This is a genomic window from Vogesella aquatica (assembly GCF_028548455.1).
Classification (GTDB): domain Bacteria; phylum Pseudomonadota; class Gammaproteobacteria; order Burkholderiales; family Chromobacteriaceae; genus Vogesella; species Vogesella aquatica.
This window is the reverse complement of sequence record NZ_JAQQLF010000017.1, coordinates 36871-61722: the sequence shown is the minus strand read 5'-3', so window position 1 is coordinate 61722 and position 24852 is coordinate 36871. Positions and strand designations below refer to the sequence as shown.

General features: G+C 59.7%; 26 protein-coding genes and 1 other RNA gene. 16 read left to right on the top strand and 11 right to left on the bottom strand.

All coding sequences use genetic code 11. The annotated features are described in order from the left end of the window. Positions 1 to 29: 29 nt before the first annotated feature. The gene (gene argE, locus PQU95_RS13805; RefSeq protein ID WP_272752544.1) at positions 30 to 1202 is read right to left on the bottom strand and encodes an acetylornithine deacetylase; all 1173 of its coding nucleotides are present in this window, start codon (positions 1200 to 1202) and stop codon (positions 30 to 32) included. A gap of 148 nt (positions 1203 to 1350) precedes the next feature. Here argE and ffs point away from each other — a divergent pair. Together ffs and PQU95_RS13795 are read left to right on the top strand one after the other, a co-directional pair. Continuing rightward, positions 1351 to 1449: signal recognition particle sRNA small type (gene ffs / locus PQU95_RS13800), an RNA gene on the top strand. A 234-nt stretch (positions 1450 to 1683) separates the two neighbouring features. Then, complete coding sequence (locus PQU95_RS13795) at positions 1684 to 2010, top strand: helix-turn-helix domain-containing protein (protein WP_272752543.1); 327 nt, start codon at positions 1684 to 1686, stop codon at positions 2008 to 2010. A gap of 64 nt (positions 2011 to 2074) precedes the next feature. Here PQU95_RS13795 and PQU95_RS13790 read toward each other — a convergent pair whose 3' ends face one another. After that, positions 2075 to 2527: a universal stress protein gene (locus PQU95_RS13790; RefSeq protein WP_272752542.1), complete on the bottom strand. Its 453-nt coding sequence runs from the start codon at positions 2525 to 2527 to the stop codon at positions 2075 to 2077. Between the two features lie 109 nt (positions 2528 to 2636). Here PQU95_RS13790 and PQU95_RS13785 point away from each other — a divergent pair, with 109 nt between their 5' ends. The 4 genes from PQU95_RS13785 (at position 2637) to xerC (ending at position 5315) form a co-directional block, all read left to right on the top strand. Further along, positions 2637 to 3068: a thioesterase family protein gene (locus PQU95_RS13785; protein WP_272752541.1), complete on the top strand. Its 432-nt coding sequence runs from the start codon at positions 2637 to 2639 to the stop codon at positions 3066 to 3068. A gap of 12 nt (positions 3069 to 3080) precedes the next feature. Next, a complete protein-coding gene (locus tag PQU95_RS13780; protein ID WP_272752540.1) occupies positions 3081 to 3497 on the top strand; it encodes a tellurite resistance TerB family protein in 417 nt (138 codons plus the stop codon). A gap of 70 nt (positions 3498 to 3567) precedes the next feature. Beyond that, positions 3568 to 4419, top strand: coding sequence for an AAA family ATPase (locus tag PQU95_RS13775; RefSeq protein WP_272752539.1), 852 nt, complete (start codon positions 3568 to 3570; stop codon positions 4417 to 4419). Further along, a complete protein-coding gene (xerC, locus tag PQU95_RS13770; protein WP_272752538.1) occupies positions 4419 to 5315 on the top strand; it encodes a tyrosine recombinase XerC in 897 nt (298 codons plus the stop codon). The genes PQU95_RS13775 and xerC overlap by 1 nt, the downstream gene beginning before the upstream one ends. Positions 5316 to 5394: 79 nt before the next feature. On the opposite strand, the gene PQU95_RS13765 is transcribed toward xerC, so the two are convergent. The 7 genes from PQU95_RS13765 to orn form a co-directional block, all read right to left on the bottom strand. Then, positions 5395 to 6342 carry an ABC transporter permease gene (locus PQU95_RS13765; RefSeq protein ID WP_272752537.1) on the bottom strand — a complete coding sequence of 316 codons (948 nt, stop codon included), beginning with the start codon at positions 6340 to 6342 and terminating at the stop codon, positions 5395 to 5397. A gap of 10 nt (positions 6343 to 6352) precedes the next feature. Beyond that, positions 6353 to 7453 (bottom strand): ABC transporter permease, encoded by a 1101-nt coding sequence (locus PQU95_RS13760; RefSeq protein ID WP_272752536.1) that lies wholly within the window; start codon positions 7451 to 7453, stop codon positions 6353 to 6355. Beyond that, positions 7450 to 8973, bottom strand: coding sequence for an ABC transporter ATP-binding protein (locus PQU95_RS13755; RefSeq protein ID WP_272752535.1), 1524 nt, complete (start codon positions 8971 to 8973; stop codon positions 7450 to 7452). Before PQU95_RS13755 ends, PQU95_RS13760 begins: the two co-directional genes overlap by 4 nt. A 329-nt stretch (positions 8974 to 9302) precedes the next feature. Next, entirely contained in the window at positions 9303 to 10307 is a 1005-nt protein-coding gene (locus tag PQU95_RS13750) for a BMP family lipoprotein (RefSeq protein ID WP_272752534.1), read from the bottom strand. A 221-nt stretch (positions 10308 to 10528) separates the two neighbouring features. Next, on the bottom strand, positions 10529 to 11032 hold the full coding sequence (locus tag PQU95_RS13745) for a CinA family protein (RefSeq protein WP_272752533.1): 504 nt from the start codon (positions 11030 to 11032) through the stop codon (positions 10529 to 10531). Then, a complete protein-coding gene (pgi, locus tag PQU95_RS13740; protein ID WP_272752532.1) occupies positions 11019 to 12671 on the bottom strand; it encodes a glucose-6-phosphate isomerase in 1653 nt (550 codons plus the stop codon). The genes PQU95_RS13745 and pgi overlap by 14 nt, the downstream gene beginning before the upstream one ends. 9 nt (positions 12672 to 12680) lie before the next feature. Next, entirely contained in the window at positions 12681 to 13226 is a 546-nt protein-coding gene (gene orn / locus PQU95_RS13735; RefSeq protein ID WP_272752531.1) for an oligoribonuclease, read from the bottom strand. A gap of 64 nt (positions 13227 to 13290) precedes the next feature. Here orn and PQU95_RS13730 point away from each other — a divergent pair, with 64 nt between their 5' ends. From PQU95_RS13730 to msrC, 5 genes are all read left to right on the top strand, one after another. Continuing rightward, positions 13291 to 14535 (top strand): M48 family metallopeptidase, encoded by a 1245-nt coding sequence (locus PQU95_RS13730; RefSeq protein ID WP_272752530.1) that lies wholly within the window; start codon positions 13291 to 13293, stop codon positions 14533 to 14535. Continuing rightward, the gene (locus PQU95_RS13725; RefSeq protein WP_272752529.1) at positions 14532 to 14858 is read left to right on the top strand and encodes a 4a-hydroxytetrahydrobiopterin dehydratase; all 327 of its coding nucleotides are present in this window, start codon (positions 14532 to 14534) and stop codon (positions 14856 to 14858) included. Before PQU95_RS13730 ends, PQU95_RS13725 begins: the two co-directional genes overlap by 4 nt. Continuing rightward, positions 14855 to 15724: a ribosome small subunit-dependent GTPase A gene (gene rsgA / locus PQU95_RS13720; RefSeq protein ID WP_272752528.1), complete on the top strand. Its 870-nt coding sequence runs from the start codon at positions 14855 to 14857 to the stop codon at positions 15722 to 15724. Before PQU95_RS13725 ends, rsgA begins: the two co-directional genes overlap by 4 nt. Positions 15725 to 15847: 123 nt before the next feature. Further along, on the top strand, positions 15848 to 16585 hold the full coding sequence (locus tag PQU95_RS13715) for a beta-ketoacyl-ACP reductase (protein WP_272752527.1): 738 nt from the start codon (positions 15848 to 15850) through the stop codon (positions 16583 to 16585). Between the two features lie 91 nt (positions 16586 to 16676). Next, positions 16677 to 17162 (top strand): free L-methionine (R)-S-oxide reductase MsrC, encoded by a 486-nt coding sequence (msrC, locus tag PQU95_RS13710; RefSeq protein WP_272752526.1) that lies wholly within the window; start codon positions 16677 to 16679, stop codon positions 17160 to 17162. Here msrC and PQU95_RS13705 read toward each other — a convergent pair. Then, a complete protein-coding gene (locus PQU95_RS13705; RefSeq protein WP_272752525.1) occupies positions 17151 to 18218 on the bottom strand; it encodes a DNA-binding protein in 1068 nt (355 codons plus the stop codon). The two genes, msrC and PQU95_RS13705, sit on opposite strands and share 12 nt — an antisense overlap. A gap of 142 nt (positions 18219 to 18360) precedes the next feature. On the opposite strand from PQU95_RS13705, the gene PQU95_RS13700 reads away from it, so the two are divergent. Continuing rightward, positions 18361 to 19458 carry a tyrosine-type recombinase/integrase gene (locus PQU95_RS13700; protein ID WP_272752524.1) on the top strand — a complete coding sequence of 366 codons (1098 nt, stop codon included), beginning with the start codon at positions 18361 to 18363 and terminating at the stop codon, positions 19456 to 19458. Between the two features lie 76 nt (positions 19459 to 19534). Here the strand turns inward: PQU95_RS13700 and PQU95_RS13695 are convergent, their stop codons facing one another. Further along, the gene (locus tag PQU95_RS13695; protein ID WP_017509117.1) at positions 19535 to 19894 is read right to left on the bottom strand and encodes a hypothetical protein; all 360 of its coding nucleotides are present in this window, start codon (positions 19892 to 19894) and stop codon (positions 19535 to 19537) included. A gap of 190 nt (positions 19895 to 20084) precedes the next feature. On the opposite strand from PQU95_RS13695, the gene PQU95_RS13690 reads away from it, so the two are divergent. From PQU95_RS13690 to PQU95_RS13675, 4 genes are all read left to right on the top strand, one after another. After that, positions 20085 to 21221, top strand: a complete 1137-nt coding sequence (locus PQU95_RS13690) for an imelysin family protein (protein WP_272752523.1) — start codon at positions 20085 to 20087, stop codon at positions 21219 to 21221. A gap of 70 nt (positions 21222 to 21291) precedes the next feature. Next, positions 21292 to 22707, top strand: a complete 1416-nt coding sequence (locus PQU95_RS13685; protein WP_272752522.1) for a di-heme oxidoreductase family protein — start codon at positions 21292 to 21294, stop codon at positions 22705 to 22707. Positions 22708 to 22769: 62 nt separating this feature from the next. Next, complete coding sequence (locus PQU95_RS13680; protein ID WP_272752521.1) at positions 22770 to 23780, top strand: imelysin family protein; 1011 nt, start codon at positions 22770 to 22772, stop codon at positions 23778 to 23780. Further along, a complete protein-coding gene (locus PQU95_RS13675; protein WP_272752520.1) occupies positions 23770 to 24846 on the top strand; it encodes a DUF1513 domain-containing protein in 1077 nt (358 codons plus the stop codon). Before PQU95_RS13680 ends, PQU95_RS13675 begins: the two co-directional genes overlap by 11 nt. The last annotated feature ends 6 nt before the right edge of the window (positions 24847 to 24852 follow it).

Here is a 24852-nt window from a genome sequence, read left to right as displayed (position 1 = left end):
CGCCGGGCGTAAAGTAGTTTACCGCCGCTCTACGCCTGTTTCAGGCGCAAGAACAGCTGGTCGAGCCAGGCATCGCAGGCCGCCAGCTGTGCCTGGCTGACAAACTCGTCCGGGCGGTGCGCCTGTTCGATTGAACCGGGCCCGCATACTACGCATGGGATGCCGGCTTCGTGAAAACGCCCGGCTTCGGTGGTATACGCCACCGCATCGTGACTGCAGCCTTGGCATAGCGCCTCGACGTGGCGGGTAATTTCGCTACCTGGCGAGTATTCAAATGGCGGACAATTGACCAGCGCTTCAAACTGGATATCCGCCTCCGGTGCTATTTGCTGCATTTCTGCCAGCAACACTTGTGCATAGTCTTTAACCGATGCCACAAAGCGTTCGTGCAGATCGCCCGGCAACCAGCGCACCTCGAACACGAACTCGCAGTCTTTGGGCACAATGTTGGCCGCACTGCCACCCTTGATCAGCCCGGTTTGCAGCGTAGCAAAAGGCACGTCGTACAGCGGGTGACGGCTACCGAATGACTGTTCGGTGTCCGCCAGCTTGCGGATGTGCGTTACCAGGCGTGCCGCGTACTCGATGGCATTCACACCCTGGGGGGTAAGCGACGAATGCGCCGCGCGGCCGCGCACCTGCACGCGATAGTGCGCTATACCCTTGTGTGCGATCACCGGCCGCATTATGGTGGGCTCGCCGATAATGCAGCCCGCTACCGGCACCTGACGCGCCAATAGATCATCAATCAGCCGCCCCACCCCCAGGCAGCCGATCTCTTCGTCGTATGAAAGCGCAATGCCAAGGCTACGAGTCATCGCGCCGCCAGCGACCATATGCTGCCAGCGCGGCACCGCGGCCAGCACACACGCGATGAAGCCTTTCATATCAGCACTACCACGCCCGTAGACCAAGCCGTCATGAACCGTCATGTCAAACGGCGGATAGCGCCATTGCTGGCCATCAACCGGCACCACGTCGGTATGCCCTGACAGCACCACCGCAGGCAGTGTCGGGTCGCCCAGATGTGCGAACAAATTCGCCTTGGTTTTTTCATCATTAAATGTGAGCGTACTGGCTACACCATACTGCTCAAGCCAGCTCGCCACCCACTCGATGAGCGCCAGATTGGAGTCACGGCTGGTGGTGTCGAACGATAACAATCGGGACAAAATGGCTTCGGTAGCAGGCAAGCAGTTCATGTCGGGTACCTCGTAACGGGTGGGTTGCTGCCAGCAGCATACCCAATTGCCACAGGCATGCAAACTGCCACGGCACCGCCATTTCAGGCTAAATGCCGCGACAGGCTTGGCAGCCAGGCCCAAGCCATGTATCATGCGTTTTCTCTATGGCGGGCCCCCCCGCATTGTACGGTAGCCAACCTGGTCAGGTCCGGAAGGAAGCAGCCACAGTTACTTAGTGCAAGTGCCGGGGTTCAGGCTCGCCACCCCTCCCCTCCCCGCATTACCCGTTCCTTTGCTTCACAAAATTTGATTGAACTAAATTTGTTGATCAAAATCTATTGACAATCCCTAGAGCATTTTTCTTTTGATCGATTAAAAATACTGCTATCATATGCAGTACATAAAGGAACTCGGCAACGACCTTGTTCCATAGTTTCATCTTTAAAACGTCACCCGGATTACATCCGGATTCCTGAATTGAACAGAAGCGAGGAACGCCATGAAACTGTTTGACAAAATCGCCAACCCACGTGAAATCCGCCGCAAACTGGGTCTGAACCAGCAAGAGTTCTGGAGCCGAATCGGCGTTACCCAGTCTGGCGGTAGCCGCTACGAAAGCGGCCGCAACATGCCAAAACCGGTACGCGAACTGCTGCGCCTGGTACATGTTGAGCAAATCGACCTGACCAAAGTACGTCGCGAAGATTTCGAAATCGTGGAATACCTGAAAGAGACTCACCCAGACCTGTACAAGAGCCTGCGCAAAGCCGTACGCGCCCGTCTGGATGCCCAGACCGAAGGCAGTGCAGATACCGCCGAAGCCTGATCTTCAGCATAAAAAAACCCCGGCCAGCAAGCCGGGGTTTTTTTATGCCCAAAATGTCTATTGTTCAGTCGTCACCCGGATTGCGTACCAGCAGCACAGGCACATCCGCCTGCTTGAGCACGCCCTCTGCCACACTACCCATCAGCAGATGCAGCAGGCCGCCCAGCCCGTGTGTTCCCATTACCATCAGGTCTGCCCCCCAGCTGTTGGCATCCTCGACAATCACACTCGCAATACGGTCGCCCCAGCTTTCCAGAATATGCGACTCCGCCGCCAGACCCTGCGCCACGACTTTGGCATGACAGGCGGCCAGCACCTGCTCTCCAGCCTGCTTGATGGCACCTTGCAGCTCGGCCGCATCCAGAAACTCGGCCCCCCCCCAGCCAAACTGCGCCAGATCTACCACGTGCACCAAGCGCACGGCCGCGCCCACCTCTTTGGCCAGCTTGCACGCCTCTGCCAGCGCCAGCGCCGACGTGGCACTGTCGTCCACTGGAATATAGATACGCTGATACATATGCCCTCCTGTCTCTCGTGTCATTCAAGTCTAGCGCAAGCTGCCACGCAGGCATTGATAAAGATTAACAGCAGGCGCAGTATTACATTATCGGAATAAGGACAAGCGCATGGCCCGCATCCAACTAGATCCACCGCAAAACATTTTGTTCCGCACCGAACTGCACATTGCCATTGCCGACATCAACTACGGTGGCCACATGGGCAACGACGCGGCGTTGCGCCTGGCACACGAGGCACGCTTGCGCTGGCTCAAATCCCTCGATTACAACGAGCTAAATATCGAAGGCTTCGGTATTATCGTTAGCGACGCTGCGGTAATGTATAGGGCAGAAGTGTTCCATGGTGATGTACTGCATGTGGAGCTGGGCCTGGCAGACCACAACAAGTACGGCTTCGACATCATCTACAGCGCCCGCAGCACCCGAACGCAACAAGAAGCTCTGCGCATCAAAACAGGCGTGGTGTTTTTTGACTATCAACAACGAAAAGTCTCCCCGGTCCCCGCGGTATTTACCGCCAGGCTGGCAGCAACACAATAAAGGAAACGCGCCATGAAAAAGTACGCGCCAAACAGCCCGGAAGCCCTGGCACGCATTCTTGCCATGTTCATGATTACCGATGGCAATATGGACCCCCGTGAAATCGAGACACTGGAAAACCTGCATGTCTATGAGCTGCTGGGCCTGAGCCGCAAGGACTTCATCAAGGTACTGGTAGACTACTGTGACGACATTTCCGACGAAGCAGAAGAAGACGGCACCATTCACCTGCTGGCCTCCGCGCGTACCAATATTATCCTGGACGGCGTGAGCGAACGCAGCAAGCGCGTGATCTGCTGCGCCCTGGCGCTGGACATTTGCAAATCGGACAATACAATCAGTGATCCGGAAATGCTGCTGCTGCGCCACATGATGCACTACTGGCACATTACCCTGGACGACCTCCAGGCCGAGCTGGCCAAAAACTGAGCCAGCCACCGACAGCAGCCGCCGCCAGGCGGCTGTTTGCATTTCATAACAACAATACACAGGCTAAACCATGAAAACCCGCTTTAACGGCACCGACAACTACATCGCCACCGACGACCTGATGATGGCCGTCAATGCCGCCATCACGCTGCAGCGCCCGCTGCTGGTAAAAGGCGAGCCCGGCACCGGCAAAACCATGCTGGCCGAAGAAATCGCCCGCGCCCTGGGCAAACAACTGATCGTCTGGCCAATCAAATCCACCACCAAGGCACAGCATGGCCTGTATGAGTACGATGCCGTATCGCGCCTGCGCGATTCGCAGCTGGGTGACGACAAAGTGCACGACATCCGCCACTACATTCGCCAGGGCAAGCTGTGGCAAGCCTTTGCCAGCAACGAGCAGGCCATCCTGCTGATCGACGAAATCGACAAGGCCGACATCGAATTCCCCAACGACCTGCTGCGCGAGCTGGACCAGATGGAATTCTTTGTGCATGAAACCCAAGAGTTCGTCAAAGCGCGCCACCGGCCCATCATCATCATTACCTCCAACAACGAGAAAGAGCTACCGGACGCCTTCCTGCGCCGCTGTTTCTTCCACTACATCCGCTTTCCGGACCGCGACACCCTGGAGCAAATCATCCAGGTGCACTACCCCGACATCCGCCAGCAGCTGGTACGCGAAGCGCTAGAGGTCTTTACCGGCATTCGCGACATGAACGGGCTGAAAAAAAAGCCCACCACTTCCGAGCTGCTGGACTGGCTGAAACTGCTGGATAGCGAAGGCATCAGCGAACAGCAGCTGCAACAGCACCGCGACAGCAACACGCCGCCACCCATGGCTGGCGCACTGCTGAAAAACGAGCAAGACATGCACTTCTTCGAGCGCCTGATGCAGATGGCGAAAATGCGGCGCGGCTGATGGACGCACACTGGCAAGCCCTGATTGACGCCTACGACGACCAGCTAAGGTTGGCCGCACGCAGCGAGCACACCCGCACCGCCTACCGCCGCGACCTCACCAAGCTGGCCGAGCTGCTGGGCAGCAGCCAGCCCGAGCACACCGACGGCCCGGCCATACAGCGTGCGCTGGGCCAGCTGCGTCGCCACGGCCTGTCCCCGCGCACACTGGCACGCATGCTCTCCACCTGGCGCAGCCTGTTTGAATGGATGATCCGGCGCGAATGGCTGGCGGCCAACCCTTGCGCTGGCGTGCGCGCCCCGCGCGCCGGGCAGCGCCTGCCCAAAACCCTGAGCGTGGACAGCGCTATGCAGCTGCTGGACGCCCCCGCCGAAGACGAGCGCGAAATTCGTGACGCGGCCATTTTCGAGCTGATGTACTCGTCTGGACTGCGCCTCTCCGAAACCGTGTCAATCAACCTGGCCGATATCGACCTGCGCGAAGCGCTACTGAAAGTACAGGGCAAAGGCAACCGCGAGCGCATATTACCCGTCGGCAAGCAGGCCGTTGCCGCGCTGCAGCGCTGGCTAACCTTACGACAGGCAGCAGATGGCGAAGAAGCGCTGTTTGTCTCCAGCAAAGGCGTGCGCATCAGCAGCCGCCAGCTGGCCCGCCGGCTGGAACGCTGGGCACTACATAGCGGCAGCGAACAGCACGTGCACCCGCACATGCTGCGCCACTCGTTTGCCAGCCACATGCTGCAATCCTCCGGCGACCTGCGCGCTGTGCAAGAGCTACTGGGCCACGCCAATCTGGCCACCACGCAGATCTACACCAGCCTGGACTTTCAGCACCTGGCCAAGGTGTACGACACCGCCCACCCGCGCGCCAAGCTGGATGACAAAGACAAGCAGTAATCTCGTGCAAATCCCTCTGACGGCGCAAAGAAAAACCCCCTGCCAGCGGCAGGGGGTTTTATCCTGGCTTGCGGCCAACTTAGCGTGATTTCACAAACGGCACGCCAATCGCCTTTGGTGCCACGGCACGGCCCATGAAGCCCGCCAGCAACACTACCGTCAGCACGTACGGCAGCGCCTGGATGAAGGCATCCGGAATACTGCCGATCAGCGGCAACTCCACGCCCTGCAGGCGAATCTGGATCGCATCGGTGAAGGCAAAAATCAGGCAGCCCAGCACGGCAGACCAAGGACGCCACTTGCCAAAAATCAGCGCCGCCAACGCCAGATAGCCCTTGCCGGCGGTCATGTCCTGGATGAAAGCGCCAGTTTGCGCCAGCACCAGGTAGGCACCGGCCACACCGCACAGCGCACCGCCAATGGCCTGCGCCATATAACGCACACCCTTCACGCTGATACCTGCCGCATCGGCGGCATGCGGGTTTTCACCCACGGCACGTAAGCGCAGGCCGAAGCGGCTCTTGTACACCACCCAGCTCACCACAAAAATCAGCAGCAGTGCCAGGTACACCAGGATGTTATGGCCAAAGAAGGTCTTCAGCACGGCGCTATGCGCGATGGCATCAGCAAACGGCAGCTCGATGGCAGTAAAGCGCGCATCATCCGACAAGGTCGGCGTACGGCCGCCTTGCTGGAACCAGGCCAGCGCCAATACCGGCGTCACACCGGACACCATCATATTGATGGCCACACCGGAAATCAGCTGGTTACCGTTATAGGTAATCGACACCACACCATGCAGCATCGCCACCGCCATACCGGCAGCAATACCGGCGCCCAGCCCCACCCACGGGGATTGGGCAATGTACGCCACGCAGGCAGCAGCAAACGCTGCGGCCAACATCTTGCCTTCCAGCGCCAGATCCACCACACCGGAGCGCTCGGAGAACAAACCGGCCAGCGCCGCCAGCACCAGCGGGGTACTCACACGCAGCGTGGCGTCCAGCACACTAAAAATCATGTCCATGCTGTACTCCTTACTGGTTCTTCAGCATGCGTTTGAACGCAGCCGAGAGCGGGGTCTGGAACAGGTTTTCCAGCGCACCGCAGAACAGGATGATCAAGCCCTGGGTGAAGATGATCATCTCGCGCGTAATGGCCGGCTTCTCGAACGACAAGTCCAGGCCACCCTGCGTCAGCGCGCCGAACAGCAGCGCAGACAGCAAAATGCCTACCGGGTGGTTACGGCCCATCAGCGCCACGGCAATACCGACAAAGCCGATACCGTTGGTAAAGCCCATATTCATGCGATGGGTAGAACCCAGCAGCTCGTTGATGGCAGCCAGGCCGGCCAGCGCACCGGACACGCACATCACGGCGATCACCACTTTGTCCACCGGAATACCGGCATAGCGGGCTGCTTTTTCGTTCAGGCCCACCGTGCGGGTGACAAAGCCTTTCGGGCTATGCCATACCACCAGATAGAACAGCACCAGCGCCACCAGCGCCAGGAAGAAGCTGGCGTTCAGCGGCGTATTGGGCAGCTCGAAACCTAGCGGGGCAAACAGCTCGTGCAGCATCGGCACCCAGGCGTTCTGGGCAAACTCGCGGGTGGCAGGCGTTTGCGAGCCTTCCATACGCAGCTTGTCCACCAGCAGCCAGGTCATCAGCGAGCTGGCGATAAAGTTGAACATGATGGTGGTTACCACAATGTGGCTGCCACGCTTGGCTTGCAGATAACCCGGCACCAATGCCCACGCCCCGCCAAACACGATGGCGGCCAACATGGCCAATGGAATCACCACGTAGGCCGGCAGGTAATCAAACTGCAGGCACACCAGGGTCACGCCCAGACCCGCCAGATACATCTGGCCCTCGCCACCGATATTGAACAGGCCGGCATGAAACGCTGCCGCTACCGCTAGGCCGGTAAAAATGAAACTGGTGGTATAGAACAGCGTGTAACCGATACCCTCCGGGTAGCCGAAGGCGCCGTTGATCATCAGCTTCAGGCACTCCACCGGGTCTTCGCCGATCAGTGCAATCACCAGACCCGACACAAACAGTGCCGCAAACAGGTTCAGCAGCGGCATCAGCCACAAACTGGCCCAGCGCGGCATATTGGCTGGCTGACTCATTTATGTCCCCCCATCAACAAACCCAGCGAGGTGGCGGTCGCTTCTGCCGCCGGCAGCTCGCCGGAAATGGCACCACCGTTCATCACGATGATGCGGTCACTCAAGGCCATGATCTCGTCCAGCTCCACCGACACCAGCAACAACGCCTTGCCCTCGTCACGCAGCTGCATCAGGCGCTTGTGGATGAACTCGATCGCACCGATATCCACGCCGCGGGTAGGCTGGCCAATCAGCAGCAAGTCCGGATTGGCGTGAATTTCACGCGCCAGAATCACCTTCTGCTGGTTACCACCCGAAAACAGGCCGATACGGCGGTGCGTCAGCGCCGGGCGCACATCGAACTCGTCGATAAAACGACGGCAACGCTCGATGATGGCCTTGCGGTTAAACAGGAAACCACGGCGCACGCTCGGGTCGTCGTGGTAGCCCAGGATGGCGTTCTCGAAGGTCATGAAGTCCTTCACCATACCCTCGCGCGAGCGGTCTTCCGGAATGTGCGCAATACCCAGCTTGCGATACGCAGCGGCCTTCGGCTCGCGTGTTTTCAGCGTGACCAGCTCTTGACCCTTGAACTGCACCGAGCCAGACGTCGCATCACGCATGCCAGACAGCACTTCCAGCAGCTCGGACTGGCCGTTACCGGACACCCCGGCAATACCGACAATCTCGCCGGCATGCAGATCGAAGCTGATATCTTTCAGCAGCGCCACGCCACGGCCATCGACCAGATTCAGGCCGGATACGCCCAGCACCTTCTCGCCCGGCACGGCAGCAGCCTTATCAAGGTGCATGTTCACCTTGCGGCCAACCATCAAGTCAGCCAGGTCTTCCTTGGTAACGTCTGCGGTCCGTACCTGGCCCACGATTTCGCCGGCACGCATTACCGTGACATCGTCAGTAATATCCATCACCTCGCGCAGCTTATGCGTAATCAGGATCACCGTCTTGCCCTGCTCGCGCAGCAAACGCAGGATGCGGAACAGATCGTCGGCTTCCTGCGGCGTCAGCACGGCGGTCGGCTCATCCAGAATCAGCACGTCAGCACCGCGGTACAGGGTTTTCAGGATTTCCACACGCTGCTGCGTGCCCACCCCCAGCTCGCCCACAATCGCATCGGGGTCGACTTGCAGGCCGTAATCCTGGTTCAGCTTTTGCAAATGGGTACGCGCCGCAGCCAGGCTACCGTCCAGCGTCATGCCGCCTTCGGCACCCAGCACAATGTTTTCCAGCACGGTAAACGGGTCTACCAGCATGAAATGCTGATGCACCATGCCGATACCCAGGCCGATAGCCGCATGCGACGAACGAATGCGCTCGGCCTTGCCGTTAATCTTGATTGTTCCGGAATCCGCCTGATAGTAGCCGTAGATAATGCTCATCAGGGTGGATTTGCCGGCACCGTTCTCGCCAATAATGCCGTGAACCGTACCTTTGCGAACTCCGAAAGTAATGTTCTTATTGGCGTGCACTTCACCGAAGTGTTTGTTGACGCCAATGAGCTCGATGGCTAATTCGGCCATAGTGATCTCGCTCTCGGTTAAAATGCCATTTCCATGCCGCCACGACAAAATGCAACCGTGACAAAGCCAGGCAAGCCCGACCGGCCCACCGCGTACGGCAAATGGAAACTCGAATAATCAGACAACGGCGTGCTGGTGCAGACCGCTGTACCTCCCGCCCAGACCAACACCAACGGGCGGAAATGTCTTGCCAACCCTGCCAAGCAGCCAGGGTGATATCCAGCCGCGGCCGACCACACTACCCCGCCGCGACAGACACAATAAAGTGCGGCAAGCAGAATGAACTGCTTGCCGCACAAGTCGTCTGGATCAGACAGACGATTACAACATTATTTTACCGGGCAGCTATTGCCAGCGCGGTAGTCAACCACTTTTACCTTGCCCGAAATGATGTCTTTCTTGGCCTGGTTCACTTTGGTTTCGATGTCTTTGGAGATCAGCTTGCGGTTGTTCGCATCCAGCGCCCAATCCACACCGCCTTCTTTCAGGCCCATGGTCACCACGCCTGCTTTCCAGGTACCTTTCTGGCCATCCAGCATCAGCTGGTAAACAGCATTGTCCACACGCTTGAGCATGGAAGTCAGCACAAAGCCCGGGAACAGGTGGTTCTGGTTGGAATCCACACCGATACCCAGTTTGTTCTTGTCTTTGGCCGCCTGCAGCACACCCATGCCGGTACCGCCGGCAGCGTGGAAGACCACGTCTACGCCACGGTCAAACTGGCTGCGAGCCAGCTCGCCACCACGTGCCGGGTCGTTAAACGCTTGCGGGGTAGTGCCGGTCATGTTGGATACGACTTCTACCTTGGCATCCGCAGCCTTGGCACCCTGTGCATAGCCACAGCCGAACGCGCGGATCAGCGGCACGTCCATGCCACCAATGAAACCGACTTTCTTCGACTTGGAAGCCAGGGTTGCGGCCATACCTACCAGGTAGGAGCCTTCCTGTTCCTTGAAGATCACGGACTGCACATTGTCGCCTTTGGCCACATCGTCAACAATCGCGAATTTCACTTTCGGGAACTCGGCAGCCACGGTCTGAACGGCTTGGGTAAAGGAGAAGCCCACAGCAATGACCAAGTCTACGTTCTTGCGCGCCAGGTTGCGCAGCACTTGCTCTTTTTGCGCCTCATTGGCGATCTGAGCTTCGCGGTAAGCAATGCCAGTGGCTTTCTTGAAGCGCTCGGCGCCCGTATAGGCCGCTTCGTTGAAGCTCTTGTCAAACTTGCCGGCCTGGTCGTAAACCACGGCAGGGGTGAAAGCAAAACTGGAGGAAGCAGCAGCCATCAGGGTTGCAGCAGCAACGGCCAGGCTCTTTTTCTTGGTAATTTGCATGAGATGTCTCTCCCAACGTCGTGTCAGTTAAGTAGCTGGCTCATAGTAGCGATAATTTTCCCGCCACACACGGCCAACGTATTAAAAGCAGGTTTGCCGTCGCATTCGCGCCAACAAACCTGCTTGGATTATGCGAGCAGGGGCGTGATTATACGCACAGCCATACAAGACCACACCTGCGATTTTGCATAATTATTGCCAAAATACCAGCCATAAGGCATCTATCCGTGCAACATTGGCACACCCTGCCCGGAAAGACAGCTCAACAAAACGCCCAGCACCCACAACACAGCCTGCTCACGCACCGCATCACGATCACCGTCAAAATGACAACAGGCCACCCGGGTACCAGCCGCGTACGCCAGGCCGAAACAAACCGTGCCAACGGGCTTGTCGGCGGTACCACCACCTGGCCCGGCTATACCGGTAACAGATATGGCCCAATCAGCACCGGCCAAAGCACGTGCCCCCTCAGCCATGGCAGCCGCCACCGGCAGGCTGACTGCACCATGCGCCAGCAAGGCAGCTTCCGGCACGCCGAGCAAACGCTGCTTGGCCTCGTTGCTGTAGGTCACCACGGAAAGGTCAAACCAGGCAGAGCTACCGGGAATAGCTGTCAGCGCCGACGCCACGCCGCCACCGGTGCAGGACTCGGCCACCGTCACACGCTGCCCCGCGGCGGCGAGGCGGCGGCCAAGCTCGGCCGCCAACTCATACTTTGTCATGGCAGGCCTCCAGATAGTGCCGCATCAGCCCCGCAGTGGACGCATCGTGCGCCGCCACCTGACCAGATTCAAGCTCGCCCAGCAAACGGCTAGCCAGCTGCTTGCCGTATTCCACACCCCACTGATCGAATGAATTCACGCCCCAGATGACCCCCTGCACAAATACCTTGTGCTCATACATGGCCAGCAGCATGCCCAGGTTGTAAGGCGTGACCTTGTCCAGTGCGATGGTATTGCTAGGCTGGTTACCCGGAAACAGCTTCTGCGGCAACAGCACATCCAGCTCGTCACCAGCAAGATCGCCCAACTCCTGCAATACCTCAGCCTCGGTTTTACCACGCATCAGCGCCTCGGTTTGTGCAAAGCAATTGGCCACCAGCACCCGGTGCTGATTACCCAGCGGGTAATGCGTATTCATGGCAATAATGAAGTCGCACGGCACCAGACGAGTACCCTGGTGCAAAAGCTGGAAGAACGCATGCTGGCTATTTACCCCCTCCTCGCCCCAGATCACCGGGCCGGTATCGAAATCCAGCCGCTCGCCATAGCGACCCACGCGCTTGCCGTTGGACTCCATGTCCATCTGCTGGATATGCGCGGGCAAGCGGCGCAGGCCGTGGTCGTAAGGCATGATGGCATGGGTATGCGCACCGTAGAAGGTGTTGTACCAGACACCGATCAGACCCAGCAAAACGGGCATATTGCGCTCGAACGGGGTATGGAAAAAGTGCTCGTCCATCCGGGCACCGCCGGCCAGAAACTCGGCAAAGCGCTCGGGGCCGATCTGCAGCATCACCGGCAAGCCGATAGCCGACCACACAGAATAACGCCCGCCCACCCAATCCCAGAAATCGAACATATTGTCCGTATCGATACCAAAATCCTGCACTGCGGGCGCATTGGAAGACACCGCCACAAAATGGCGGGCAATATCTGCCTCGGCCGCATACTGCAAGAACCAGCGCCTGGCGGCCTGGGCATTCAGCAGGGTTTCCGGTGTAGCAAACGATTTCGATGCCACGATGAACAGCGTACTGGCGGCATCGCACTGCTGCAGCACCTGCGCCAGATGCTGGCCGTCCACATTGGAAACATAGTGGAAGGTCAGCGCCGGGTCGGCATAGGGCTTGAGCGCCTCAGCCACCATCAGCGGACCAAGGTCCGAACCGCCAATACCGATGTTCACCACCTGGCGCACAGGCTGGCCGCTAAAGCCCAACCACTCGCCAGCGCGCACCCGCTGCGCAAACGACGCCATACGCGCCAGCACGGCATGTACCGCCGGCACAATATCTTCGCCATCAAGCTCCAGGCTGGCCTGCGCCGGCAAGCGCAAAGCGCTGTGCAGCACAGCCCGCTTTTCGCTGATATTAATGCGCTCACCTGCACGCATCATACGCATCCAGCCCGACAGATCTGCCGCCTGTGCCAGCTCTTGCAACAACTCCAGCGTGCGGTCAGTTACACGGTTTTTGGAGTAGTCCAGCATCAAGCCATCCAACTGCAAGGAATAGCGGTCAAAGCGCTGCGGATCCTGTGCGAACAGCTCTTTCATGTGCAGGTGCCGCGTGGCACGCTGATGCTGATGCAAACGCGCCCACACAGGCTGCTCGTTAATGCAGATACGGTCGTTAGACATGGAAAGACGTTACACTTTCAGGAAATGTTCGCGGTAGTAGCGCAGTTCTTCGATGGACTCCACAATATCGGCCAGCGCCTCGTGCTTGCCTTTTTTCACCACCCCTTTGGCGATATCCGGCCGCCAGCGCTTGCACAGCTCCTTGAGCGTGGAAACATCCAGGTTGCGGTAGTGGAAATACGCCTCCAGCTGCGGCATCCAGCGCGCCATGAAACGACGGTCCTGGCAGATGGTATTGCCGCACATGGGCGACTTGCCGGCAGGTACGTACTGCTGCAGAAAGCCCAGCAACTGCTGCTCGGCCTGCGCCTCGCTCACGACTGATGCCTTGACGCGGGCCACCAGGCCAGACTTGCCGTGCGTGTTCTTGTTCCAGTCGTCCATGGCATCCAGCACGCTATCCGGCTGATGTACGGCAAGGACGGGCGACTCGGCCACGACATTCAGCTGGCTGTCGGTGATGATCATGGCCACCTCAATAATGCGGTCGCCATCGGGGTTCAGACCGGTCATTTCCATGTCCAGCCAGATGAGGTGCGTCGGATCTTGCGGCATAATGAGTCTCTTTCAAAATTCAGCCATTTTCTGACATTTACCCCATACAGGGCAAACGTACTCGATGAATGCATTTTCATGGGCCACCCTGCTTGCCCTGATGAGCAGCCTGACAGCACAAGCCTGGCTAGCGCGCCGCCAGATCAAGCATGTGCACCACCACCGGCAGCAGGTGCCCGCCAGCTTTGCTCACAGCATCACGCTGCAGGCCCACCAGAAGGCGGCAGACTATACCTGCGCCCGCAGCAAGCTGCATATTGCCGGGCTACTGCTCGACACAATCACCGTGCTGCTACTGACCTTCGGCGGCGGCATCAACCTCGCTGCACGGCTTGGCAGCAGCTGGTTTGACAATACATTGCTAGCCGGTATGTGCACCATAGCGCTGTGCCTGCTGGCCAGCAGCTGCGCAGGCTTACCACTTTCCGTGTATCGCACTTTCGTGCTGGAACGCCGCTTCGGCTTCAACCGGACCACGCCGGCACTGTTTGCGGCCGACCTGCTGCGCAGTGCGTTGCTAGGCATACTGATCGGCGCCCCCGTGCTCGCCGGGGCGCTGTGGCTGCTAGCAAACGGCGGGCCGTACTTCTGGCTATGGACGTGGCTGGCATGGTGCGGCTTTGTACTATTGCTAAGCTGGGCCTACCCTACACTCATCGCTCCGCACTTCAACCGCTTTGCACCACTGCAAGACAGCGCACTAGAAAGCCGCATACAGGCACTGCTGCAGCGCTGCGGTTTTACCAGCAAGGGCCTGTTTGTGATGGATGGCTCGCGCCGCTCTGCACATGGCAACGCTTACTTTACCGGCCTGGGCCAGAACAAACGCATCGTGTTTTTTGACACCCTGCTGGAACAACTGGATGCTGACGAGATCGAGGCGGTACTGGCGCACGAGCTGGGCCATTTTCACCACGGCCACATCCGCACACGTCTGGCACTGACTTTTGCCAGCACGCTGCTTTTTCTGGCGGCTTTTGCCGCGCTGATGTACAACGCCGATTTTCACAGCGGGCTGAACGTCAGCCAGGGCAATGCGGCCAACTCGCTGCTGCTCTTCATTCTATGCGCCCCCGGTTTTACTTTTTTACTGGCGCCATTAGGCAGCCTGCTATCGCGCCAGCAGGAATACCAAGCCGATGACTACGCCGCAGCCAACAGCTCGGCCGGCGCACTGCAAAGCGCATTGCTCAAGCTCTACCGTGACAATGCAAGCACGCTCACGCCAGACCCGCTACACTCCGCATTTTACGACTCCCACCCACCGGCGAGCCTGCGTATCGCCCATCTGCAAGGAACCACGACATGAATCTGCTCGAGCTACACTGCGAGGCTCAACACGGCGCCCACCCACTAAGCCAGCAAACCGTTAGCGAGCTGCTGGGCCATCTGCCGCAATGGCACGTAGAAGGCATCGAACTGGTCAAAACCTTCATGTTTGGTGATTATTACAAAACCATGGCCTTCGTGAATGCCCTGGCCTGGGTAGCCCACGCCGAAGACCATCACCCGGACATGTCGGTACACTACAACCGCGCGGTGGTGCGCTTCAGCACCCACGACGCCGGCGGCCTGACGCTGAACGATTTCATCTGTGCCGCCAAAGCAGAAGCCCTGCTTCCCCGCGCATGAAACAGCAAGGCCAGATTATCCGTAGTTACGGTCGCCGCTTCATCGTGGAAACGGCCGGACGCACCTACGACTGCACCAGCCGCGGCAAGCGCGTTGACTTTGCCTGCGGCGACTTCGTCCAGCTGAGCATCATCAACGATGAACAAGCCGTCATCGAATCGGTAGACGAGCGCAGCAGCCTGCTTTACCGCCAGGACGACTGGCGCACCAAACTGATTGCGGCCAACGTTAGCCGCATCATCTTTGTTACCGCTGCCGTACCCAGCCCGAATGAAGAGCTGTTGAACCGCTGTCTGCTTGCTGCCGAAGCGGCTGATATCGAGCCGGTCATCCTGGTCAACAAGCGCGACCTGCCCGAAACCGGTGCATGGCTAGAGAAGCTGCAAGCCTATGAAAAGCTGGGTTACAAGCTGGCCGTGGTCAGCGCACTGGATGGCGCCACCGAGCTGCGGCCGCTACTGCAAGGCCACACCAGCGTTCTTGTCGGACAATCCGGCATGGGAAAATCCACTTTGACCAATGCCTTGCTGCCCGAAGCTGCCGCACGCGTAGGGGACATCTCCGTCGCCCTGGACTCCGGCAAGCACACCACTACCCACGCAGCGCTTTACCATCTGGACAACGAAAGCCACCTGATCGACTCGCCAGGCTTGCAAGAGTTTGGCCTGGGCCATATCGGCGCTACCGAGCTGCCAGCGCTATTCCCTGAAATTCGCCCGTATATTGGCCAGTGCCGCTTCCACAACTGCAGCCACCGCATGGAGCCATCCTGCGCCATCAAGCTAGCGTGTGACGATGGCCACATCACCCCGGGCAGGCTGGCACTACTCCAAAAACTGGTGACCCACGCGCAAGATGCCAAATAAATAATATCTATAAGGGAAAACACCATTTACATTTCATGGTACTGACTCTAATCTGTCACCCAGAAGAAAAATTTCAACGGTAATGTGTGTACCCACATTACATACAGACAAGGAGTCAGCACCATGACAAAACGAATTGCACTGGTTACCGGCGGCATGGGCGGCATCGGCACTGCCATCTGCAAGGCCCTCGCACAATCCGGCCACACCGTGGTAACCACCTACAGCCGCTCCGGCAAAGAACAAGCCTGGACAGCAGACATGAAAGGCCTGGGCTTTGACGTGCACGCCGTACAATGCGACGTGAGCGATTTCGATTCTTGCCAGGCAGCCATTGCCCAGATCACTGCCGATATCGGCCCGGTAGACGTGCTGGTAAATAACGCAGGCATTACCCGCGACAGCAGCTTCCGCAAACTGGGCAAGGCCGATTGGGACGCTGTTATCAGCACCAACCTGGACTCGCTGTTCAATGTGTGCAAGCCCGTGGTAGACGCCATGCTGGAGCGTGGCTTTGGCCGCGTGATCAACATCTCTTCCATCAATGGCCAAAAGGGGCAGTTCGGCCAGACCAACTACTCCGCTGCCAAAGCCGGCATGCACGGTTTCACCATGGCATTGGCGCAGGAAGTAGCGCGCAAAGGCATTACCGTCAACACGATCAGCCCGGGTTACATCGGCACCGATATGGTGATGGCCGTACCGGAAGATGTGCGCAACAAGATCATTGCCCAGATCCCGGTAGGCCGCCTGGGCCAGCCGGAAGAAATCGCCGGCCTGGTAAGCTACCTGGCCAGCGATATCGCCGGCTTCATCACGGGCGCCGACTTTGCCATCAATGGCGGCCAACACATGATGTAAGCCTGCGCAAGCAAGGCATCCAGAAGCCGGGGCACAGCCACCGGCTTTTTTGTTATGCTGCTCGCCCTTTCCACCTTATCCAGGAATGAGCATGGCTGAAAACCTGATCATCGACGGCCAGACCAAGGCCGAGCGCTACGCCACCCTGCTACCGCAGGCTTTTGCCCTGATCGATAGTGAAGACGACCTGATTGCCGCCATGGCTAACACCGCAGCCGCCATACACCACACCTTTGGCTGGCTGTGGACCGGCTTTTATCTGGTAAAAGGCGACGAGCTGGTGCTCGCCCCCTTCCAGGGCCCCATCGCCTGCACACGCATCCGCAAAGGCAAAGGCGTATGCGGCAACGCCTGGCAGCAGGCCACCACCCTGGTGGTACCAGACGTCGACGCCTTCCCTGGCCACATTGCCTGTTCGTCACTGTCACGCTCGGAAATCGTGGTTCCCCTGCTGGATACAGCCGGCACCGTACGCGCCGTGCTGGATGTCGACTCCATCGAGCTAGCGTCGTTCGACGACAACGACCGCGTAGCGCTAGAGCAAATCTGCACGCGCTTTAGCCGCCTATTCGGCTGATTCAGCCGACAAGCCCAGCCAGCCCGCCAACTGCACCGCCGCCTCGTTCGCCGGCAGTGCGGCCAACTGTTCGCGATGCAGTAGCAGCCATTGCAGCAATTGCGGCATGCGCTGCTCGCGCACGATCAGCAGCTCGGTACGCAGGGCCGACGCCTCGCCCGCCAGCGCCATCAACTGCTGCTGGCGCTCCACGTCTGCCTGCTGCCACTGCTGACAGGCCTGCTGCAGTTGTGTTTCACGCTGCGCCGCAGCTTCTTGCATAGCCGCGGCCTTGCCCAGCTCGCGCGCACTGTCCGCTTGCTGCTGTTGCTGCTGACGCCGCAAACCATCCAGCTGCTGCGTCGCCGCCGCCAGCTGCTGCTCCAGCAGCTGCATGCGCTGCTTCATTTGCGCACGCTCTTCCTCGACTTGCTCGTACAAACGTACGCGCATGCCTTCAAAGCGCTCGTACGCCAGCGCCTCGCGCTGCGCGGCCTCGGCAGCCAGCTGCTGCACGCGCGCTTCCTGGCGCGCCTCCAGCGCCGCTACGCGCTCATCCGCTTCTTTTTGTTGCTGCAAGGTTTGCGTACGTGCCTCGTCCAGCGATGCCGCCAGGCCGGACACGCTTTCTTCCAGCGCCTGTCGCCGCCCCTGCTCTTCCGCCAGTTGCTGCCTGGCCTGCTGCCCCTGCTCGCGCTGCTGCGCCAGCTCGGCAGAAAGGCTGACCAACTGATCTGCGCGCGCATCCAGCTCGCGCTGCGCGGCGGCCAACTCTGCCACCACCTGCTCCAGCTTGAGGTTAACCTCCTCGCGCAGCGTGGCCAGGTTTTCCTCTGCCAAGTCGCAAGCCTTTTGCCATAGCTGGCCAAAGGCATCCGCCAGTGCCGGCGGCCAGTCTGGCCGGCGCACACTGGTCGCCATGCGCGACAGAAACTCCTGCCGCCACTGCTTCAGCGTGTTGTTGATAGTGGTGTTCGAGCCAGTCCCTAGCCGTGCCCGCACCTCTACCACCGTAGGCCACTCCCCCTCCGCCACCATATCAAAAGCCACCTGCCGGATGCGCGCATAGATATCCATAACAACCTCCTGATTTTTACGCATTATACCCTTTTTGCCTCTTAATATTTATTACGTAATACATGTAATTTTTAATGATTTGCCAATTATTTTTCCGATAATTATACTTATCGGAACTTTTTATCAAAGAAAGCCGCAAAAATTGCTGCCAGAACTCGCCCCCACCCCGCAAAACAGCCTGATCAGCGCCAACAGCGATACCGAAGCGGTGCTGGTGTGGCTGGCGGAATACGCCCAGCGCCCGGCCACCCTGCGCAGTTATCGCAAAGAAGCCGAGCGCTTTCTGCTATGGCTGGGGAGCCGACAGCAAGGCCTGGCCAATGTAAAAAGGGAGGATGTCCACGACTACCGGCGTTTTTTGGCCCACCCCCACCCCGCAGAGCAATGGATAGGCCCAGCCGTGCCGCGCAGCCACCCGCAGTGGCGCCCGCTTACAGGGCCGCTCTCTGCCAGTAGCATCGAACACGCCTTTACCATCCTGGGCGGGCTATACAGCTATCTGAATCATGCCGGCCACCTGAATGGCAACCCATTCCGCCTGCACAAGTCTCCAAGACAGCGCCGCACGGTAGAGAATGGCCGCTTTTTTGACGCAGACTGCTGGGCCCACATTTGCCACACCCTGCAAACACTGCCAGCCAATTCGCCACGACAACTGGCACACCGCGAACGTGCCATCTGGGCATTCAGCTTGCTGTATTACAGCGGCGCACGCCGCAGCGAGGCCAGCGCGGCGCGCATGGGTGATATACATCAGAAACGCGGCAACTGGTGGTGGCGCGTACACGGCAAAACCGGCACCGGCGACATACCCGTCAGCCCGCCTTTGCTGGCGGCGCTACAGCGCTACCGCCAGCACCTTGGCCTGAGCCCGCTACCCGGCAGCCAGGAAGACACCCCGCTGCTTTGTCGCTTGGCCGACGGCCGTGGCGCACAGCAAGGCATTAGCGATAAGGCACTTTATCTATTGATAAAAGAGATTCTGCGACGCGCAGCCGAGCAGGCACCCGACACCATGCGGCCAAGCTTGCAGCAAGCCAGCACGCACTGGCTACGCCACACGGCCGCCACGCACCAGCTGGATGCAGGCATTAGTTTGCTGATGGTGAGCCAGAACCTGCGCCATGGCAGCATACAGACCACGCGGCGCTATCTGCATAGCGAAGACGATGCCCGCCACGCTGCCATGCAGAACCTGCCCGCCATCTCCACAGGCAACGAAAAAATGAAAAGCGATTAAGGGGCACTGCGTAGCAGCAAAAGTAGCAATAAAAAAAGCCAGTCATAATCGACTGGCTTTTTTGCTGGCACACTGCCTATTCGGCTTTTTTCCGGCTGCGTTTTTTCACCGGCTGCGGCAGCAGGAATTCGGCATCGAATTCGAACAGCGTGCCCGTGCGCCCGGTTTGCGACTGGCAGGCAATCAGCATGGCACGGTTGATGGCTTCCTTCTTGCTCACCCCCCACCACTCGATCATCTTGTCCAGCGCCTTTTGCGCATCACGCGAAAGCTCTACCGTCACGGATAGCTCCTGCAAACGGTTGCGGCGCAGTTCGCGGCTACGGCGCTTGCGCTCTGCCGGCGTCATGGCGCGCTCGCCCAGCGGCTTGCGCCCGGGCTTGGCGCGCGTGCCGCCAATCAGGTCGATAGTGTAGTGATCGCAAGGGTCTCGCATGTAACGGTGACGGGTCACTGTGCAAAAAAAGGGGCGCAAGGATACCACGAAGGTGGCGCATCACCCAGCGCCGCACCACGAAAAAGCCCGCGCAAGCCAAAATAAAGCGCCACCCAAGCCAATTGACTCCTCAAATGATAATACTTATCATCAGTACTACTTTTTACAACCAATAAAGAGATACACGTTCATGCGCCAGACACTGCTTGCTCTCGCCCTTGGTTCTGCCCTGCTCGCCCCTGCGGCTTTCGCCGCGGATGTTACCCGTACCAGCGTGGTAGAAACCTATAGCCAGATTGTTTTTGCCAGCTACGAAGATTCGCTGCAAGGCGCGCGTGAACTGAAAGCAGCGATCGATGCCTTTGTGGCCGCGCCGACCGAAGACACTCTGGCCAAAGCACGCAAGACCTGGCTGGCGGCACGCGAGCCATACGGCCAGACCGAAGCTTTCCGCTTCTACGGCGGCCCGATCGACGACGCCAAAGGCCCGGAAGGCCAGATCAACGCCTGGCCACTGGACGAAGCCTATATTGATGGCGTGAAGGGCAAACCGAACGCAGGCATCATCAACAACCGCAAAGTCGCCATCACCAAAGAAAAACTGTCGTCGCTGAACGAGCGCGGCGGTGAAGAAAACGTCTCCACCGGCTATCACGCCATCGAATTCCTGCTGTGGGGCCAGGACTTTGACGTAGCCGGGCCGGGCAAACGCAGCTTTACCGACTTTGTCGACGGCAAAGCCCCTAACGCCGACCGCCGCCGCGAGTACCTGAAAGTCGCCGCCGAACTGCTGGTGGACGACCTGGCCAGTGTTACCAGCCAGTGGAAACCGGGCAGCAACAACTACCGCGCCAAATTCGCCAAGAACCCGGACGCCATCCGCCAGATCATGGTGGGTATTGGCGTACTGTCGCGCGCCGAGCTGGCTGGCGAGCGCATGGAGGTGGCACTGGATAGCCGCAACCAGGAAGACGAACACAGCTGCTTCTCCGACAACACCCACCGCGACATCATTACCAACGCCAAAGGCATCCAGAACGTATGGCTGGGCGAGTACAAGCGTGCTGATGGCAGCGTGGTAAAAGGTGCCAGCCTGCGTGACCTGGTTGCCACCAGCAACGCCAAAACCGCCGAGCGTGTCACTGCCGATATGGAAGCCACCCTGAAAGCCGCTGAAGGCATCCAGGCACCTTTCGACCAGGAAATCGTGAAAAAAGAAGGCCGCAGCCGCGTGCAAGCCACGGTTGCCGCGCTGAAAAAGCAGGCCACCAGCCTGGTTGAAGCTGCCAAAGCACTGGGCATCAAGAAGCTGAACGTTAACGGCTAAGCCGTACCCACCACCACCCACCACCCCGCCTGCAGCCGCAGGCGGGTATTTGCATTGACCGGAAAACACCATGCAAAAGAAATATCTCTCCCTTGCAGCCACGCTGGGTGGCACGGCTGCAATCCTGGGCACACTGGGTTTTACTGCAGCCCAGGAAGTAGCCCCTTACCAGGATGGCGATGAAAAACTGGGCGGCAACACCACCGTGTACGAGGTTGGCCGCAATGCCTTCTCGCTACCTGCGGCCAACATGGCCAGCGACCGCCAGACACAGTTTTTCATCGGCAACTCCTTCTTCAAGAAAGCCTGGGTAGAAGCCCCGTCGTCCACCACCGCGCGCGATGGTTTGGGCCCGCATTTCATCGCCCGCTCCTGCGGCGCCTGCCACGCGCTGGATGGCCGTGGCGCCACGCCCAATTTCGAAAATGGCCTGCAAGCCGAGCAACCGCTGGCCTTGCTGTTCCGCCTGTCCATTCCGGGCAAAAACGGCAGCACCCTGCCCGAGCCCAACTACGGTGGCCAGTTCAATAACGACGCCATTCCCGGGGTTAAACCGGAAGGCAAGGTTGCCATCCGCTACACCGAGCAAGTTGGCCGCTTTGCCGATGGCGAAAGCTATAGCCTGCGCCAGCCCGACTACCAGCTCACCGAGCTGGGTTACGGCCCGCTGCACCCGCAAGTACAGATTTCGCCACGCATCGCCCCGCAAATGATAGGCCTGGGTCTGCTGGAAGCCATTAGCGAAAAAGACATTCTGGCCAACGCCAAAGCGCAGGCCGCTGCCGGCCAGGGCATTAGCGGCAAGCCAAACTACGTGCACGACGCGTATGCAGGCAAAACCATGCTGGGCCGCTTTGGCTGGAAAGCCAACGTCGCTACCATCGCCCACCAGGCCGCGGGGGCATTCAATGGCGATATCGGCATTACCTCGCCCAAATTCCCCAAAGAAGAATGCATGCCATCGCAGCGTGACTGTCTGAAAGCCCCGCACGGTGGCCAGCCGGAAATCAACGCCAGCAAGATGGACGCCGTCATCTTCTACAGCCGCACGCTGGCGGTACCGGCACAGCGCGATGCCGACACCCTGGAGGTACGCCGTGGCAAGCTGCTGTTCAGCCAGGCACAGTGCACCACCTGCCACACGCCAAGCTATACCACCGGCAAACTGGCGGGCCTGCCGGAAATGTCCGGGCAGAAAATCAGCCCGTACACCGACCTGCTGCTGCACGACATGGGCCCTGGCCTGGCGGATAACCGCCCGGATGGCCTGGCAGACGGGCGCGAATGGAAAACGCCGCCGCTGTGGGGCATTGGCCAGTTCATGGACGTAAACGGCCACACCCAGTACCTGCACGATGGCCGCGCACGCAACCTGACCGAGGCCATCATGTGGCACGGTGGTGAAGCCGAAGCCGCCAAGCAGCGCTTTGCCAGCTTCAGCAAGGCCGACCGCGATGCCGTGCTGCGCTTCCTGAATTCGCTGTAAGCCCGCCAAGCACACACCCGCCAGGCCCGGTACACGGGCCTGGCACACGCAAAGGAAACCGCATGTCCCGCACCCTGCTGGCCGCCCTGCTACTGGCCGCGCCGCTCGCCCACGCCGCCAGTGCCGAGCAAACATTCATCGACAGCCTGGCACAGCACACCCTGCTGCCCCGCTACAGCACACTAAACCAGCAAAGCCAGGCGTTAAACCAGAGCCTGGCCAAGCTATGCCAGGACAACAGTGCGGCCAACCTGGCCAGCGCGCGCGAACAATGGCGACAAAGCTACCGCAGCTGGATGGCCGTTGCCCCGCTGAACTGGGGGCCTACCGCCGAGCTACGCAGCCAGCGTGTCATCGCCTTCAAGCCAGCCCGCGCCGCACTGATCGAACAAGCGGTTAGCGAAAACCTGGGCCGCAGCAAAGACAGCTACGAAGAAGCCGGCGCCGCCGCCAAAGGCTTTGCCGCCATCGAATACCAGCTGTTCTCGCAACAGAAAAACCTGGGCGATGCCGCACGTTGCGCCTGGCTGCAACAAAACGGCCAGGAGATTGCCGGCCACACCCCGGCGCTGCTACAAGCCTGGGAAAGCTTTGCGGCCAACCTGGGTCGCAGCGGCCAGCCCGGCGCCCAGTACGCCAGCGCCAGCCAGCCGCTGGAAGAGGTCATCAACCTGACCCTGGCCGGCGTCAACGAGATGCACAAGGAAATCTCGCGCTTGCCGCAGCAAAAGCCCGAGCTGGTGAACGCGCAGCGTAGCGGTGAAGGCCGCGCACTGCTAAAAGCCCAGTTCAGCCTGCTGCAAACCGTGCTTGCCGGCAACCAGACCCAGCCTGGCATTAGCAGCCTGCTACAAGCCAAAGGCCAGCCAGCGCAAGCCCGTGCCCTGCAAGACGCCACACTGGCGGTAGCAGCCGCGCTGGAAAAGCTGCCGGAAAACCTGGCACAAAACGGCAATAGCGGCCGCGAAAAACCCGCTGCGCAGGCACTGGAAAAACTGCTGGCCCAGATAGAAGGCCCGGTAGCCCACACCCTGGACATCACCTTGAGCTTTAATGAATCCGATGGCGACTAAGCTAAGCCGCCGCCAGCTGCTGCAAGCCGGCGCCCTTACCCTGGCAGCATTGCCGCTGCGCAGCTGGGCTGGCGACGCAGACCAGCCGGCCATCATCTCGGCCTGCGACGTTGGCCGCAACCAGCACCGCGCTGGTCTGGCCGGTGCCAGCGGCTTGCTGACGCTGCCCGAGCGCGGCCACCACCTGGAGCTGGATCCGGCACGCCCCGGTGAATGCCTGGTATTTGCCCGCCGCCCCGGCTACCAGATCGCCCGCTTCAACTGGCGCAGCGGCCAGCAGCTGGCGTGGTACGACTACCCGGACAACCGCCACGGCTTTGGCCACGGCATTCTGGCACACGGCAAGCTGTATACCACCGACAACGACATCGATAACGGCAACGGCCTGCTGACCGAGCGCGATGCGCAAACCCTGCAGCCACTGCGCGAGATGCCCACGGGCGGCATCGGCCCGCATGAGCTCATGGCGCTGGACGATGGCAGCATCCTGGTGGCCAACGGCGGCATTCTGACGCTGCCGGAAAGCGGCCGCATCAAGCTGAACCGCAGCAATATGAAGCCGCAGATCGACATCGTGGACCCGGCACAAGGCCGCAGCATCGCCAGCTACACACTGGACGACAAGCGCCTGTCGCTGCGCCACCTGGCCCTCATCAACCAGCACGATTTCGCCGTGGCGCTGCAGTACGAAGGCGACGGCGCCGCGCCGCTGGTGGCGATATGGAACGCCGAGCTGGGCCTGCGCCTGCTGGACACACCCGATACGCTAGCCTTGGCCAGCAACGGCTACGCAGCCAGCGTGGCCGCCGGAGCCAACCGCATCGCCTGCACCGCCACCAAAGGCGATTCGGTGGTGTTTTGGGACGGCAAGGGCAGCTACCTGGGGCAGGTGGCGCTCACCAAACCGGCCGGCATCGCGCTTAGCCGCGACCAGCGCCACTTCATTACCAGCAACGAGCTGGGCGAAATCGTGTGGATAGACAGCCAGACCCTGCAGATCGACCCGCGCCGCAGCCAGCGTTTCCCGGTTAAATGGGATAACCACCTGAGCCTGGCGTACAGCTAGCCGCGT

Excerpts from the sequence above, each read along its gene's own strand:
- argE (WP_272752544.1), bottom strand. The coding sequence starts at position 1,202 with ATGAACTGCTTGCCTGCTACCGAAGCCATTTTGTCCCGATTGTTATCG.
- PQU95_RS13795 (WP_272752543.1), top strand. The coding sequence starts at position 1,684 with ATGAAACTGTTTGACAAAATCGCCAACCCACGTGAAATCCGCCGCAAA.
- PQU95_RS13790 (WP_272752542.1), bottom strand. The coding sequence starts at position 2,527 with ATGTATCAGCGTATCTATATTCCAGTGGACGACAGTGCCACGTCGGCG.
- PQU95_RS13785 (WP_272752541.1), top strand. The coding sequence starts at position 2,637 with ATGGCCCGCATCCAACTAGATCCACCGCAAAACATTTTGTTCCGCACC.
- PQU95_RS13780 (WP_272752540.1), top strand. The coding sequence starts at position 3,081 with ATGAAAAAGTACGCGCCAAACAGCCCGGAAGCCCTGGCACGCATTCTT.
- PQU95_RS13775 (WP_272752539.1), top strand. The coding sequence starts at position 3,568 with ATGAAAACCCGCTTTAACGGCACCGACAACTACATCGCCACCGACGAC.
- xerC (WP_272752538.1), top strand. The coding sequence starts at position 4,419 with ATGGACGCACACTGGCAAGCCCTGATTGACGCCTACGACGACCAGCTA.
- PQU95_RS13765 (WP_272752537.1), bottom strand. The coding sequence starts at position 6,342 with ATGGACATGATTTTTAGTGTGCTGGACGCCACGCTGCGTGTGAGTACC.
- PQU95_RS13760 (WP_272752536.1), bottom strand. The coding sequence starts at position 7,453 with ATGAGTCAGCCAGCCAATATGCCGCGCTGGGCCAGTTTGTGGCTGATG.
- PQU95_RS13755 (WP_272752535.1), bottom strand. The coding sequence starts at position 8,973 with ATGGCCGAATTAGCCATCGAGCTCATTGGCGTCAACAAACACTTCGGT.
- PQU95_RS13750 (WP_272752534.1), bottom strand. The coding sequence starts at position 10,307 with ATGCAAATTACCAAGAAAAAGAGCCTGGCCGTTGCTGCTGCAACCCTG.
- PQU95_RS13745 (WP_272752533.1), bottom strand. The coding sequence starts at position 11,032 with ATGACAAAGTATGAGTTGGCGGCCGAGCTTGGCCGCCGCCTCGCCGCC.
- pgi (WP_272752532.1), bottom strand. The coding sequence starts at position 12,671 with ATGTCTAACGACCGTATCTGCATTAACGAGCAGCCTGTGTGGGCGCGT.
- orn (WP_272752531.1), bottom strand. The coding sequence starts at position 13,226 with ATGCCGCAAGATCCGACGCACCTCATCTGGCTGGACATGGAAATGACC.
- PQU95_RS13730 (WP_272752530.1), top strand. The coding sequence starts at position 13,291 with ATGAATGCATTTTCATGGGCCACCCTGCTTGCCCTGATGAGCAGCCTG.
- PQU95_RS13725 (WP_272752529.1), top strand. The coding sequence starts at position 14,532 with ATGAATCTGCTCGAGCTACACTGCGAGGCTCAACACGGCGCCCACCCA.
- rsgA (WP_272752528.1), top strand. The coding sequence starts at position 14,855 with ATGAAACAGCAAGGCCAGATTATCCGTAGTTACGGTCGCCGCTTCATC.
- PQU95_RS13715 (WP_272752527.1), top strand. The coding sequence starts at position 15,848 with ATGACAAAACGAATTGCACTGGTTACCGGCGGCATGGGCGGCATCGGC.
- msrC (WP_272752526.1), top strand. The coding sequence starts at position 16,677 with ATGGCTGAAAACCTGATCATCGACGGCCAGACCAAGGCCGAGCGCTAC.
- PQU95_RS13705 (WP_272752525.1), bottom strand. The coding sequence starts at position 18,218 with ATGGATATCTATGCGCGCATCCGGCAGGTGGCTTTTGATATGGTGGCG.
- PQU95_RS13695 (WP_017509117.1), bottom strand. The coding sequence starts at position 19,894 with ATGCGAGACCCTTGCGATCACTACACTATCGACCTGATTGGCGGCACG.
- PQU95_RS13690 (WP_272752523.1), top strand. The coding sequence starts at position 20,085 with ATGCGCCAGACACTGCTTGCTCTCGCCCTTGGTTCTGCCCTGCTCGCC.
- PQU95_RS13685 (WP_272752522.1), top strand. The coding sequence starts at position 21,292 with ATGCAAAAGAAATATCTCTCCCTTGCAGCCACGCTGGGTGGCACGGCT.
- PQU95_RS13680 (WP_272752521.1), top strand. The coding sequence starts at position 22,770 with ATGTCCCGCACCCTGCTGGCCGCCCTGCTACTGGCCGCGCCGCTCGCC.
- PQU95_RS13675 (WP_272752520.1), top strand. The coding sequence starts at position 23,770 with ATGGCGACTAAGCTAAGCCGCCGCCAGCTGCTGCAAGCCGGCGCCCTT.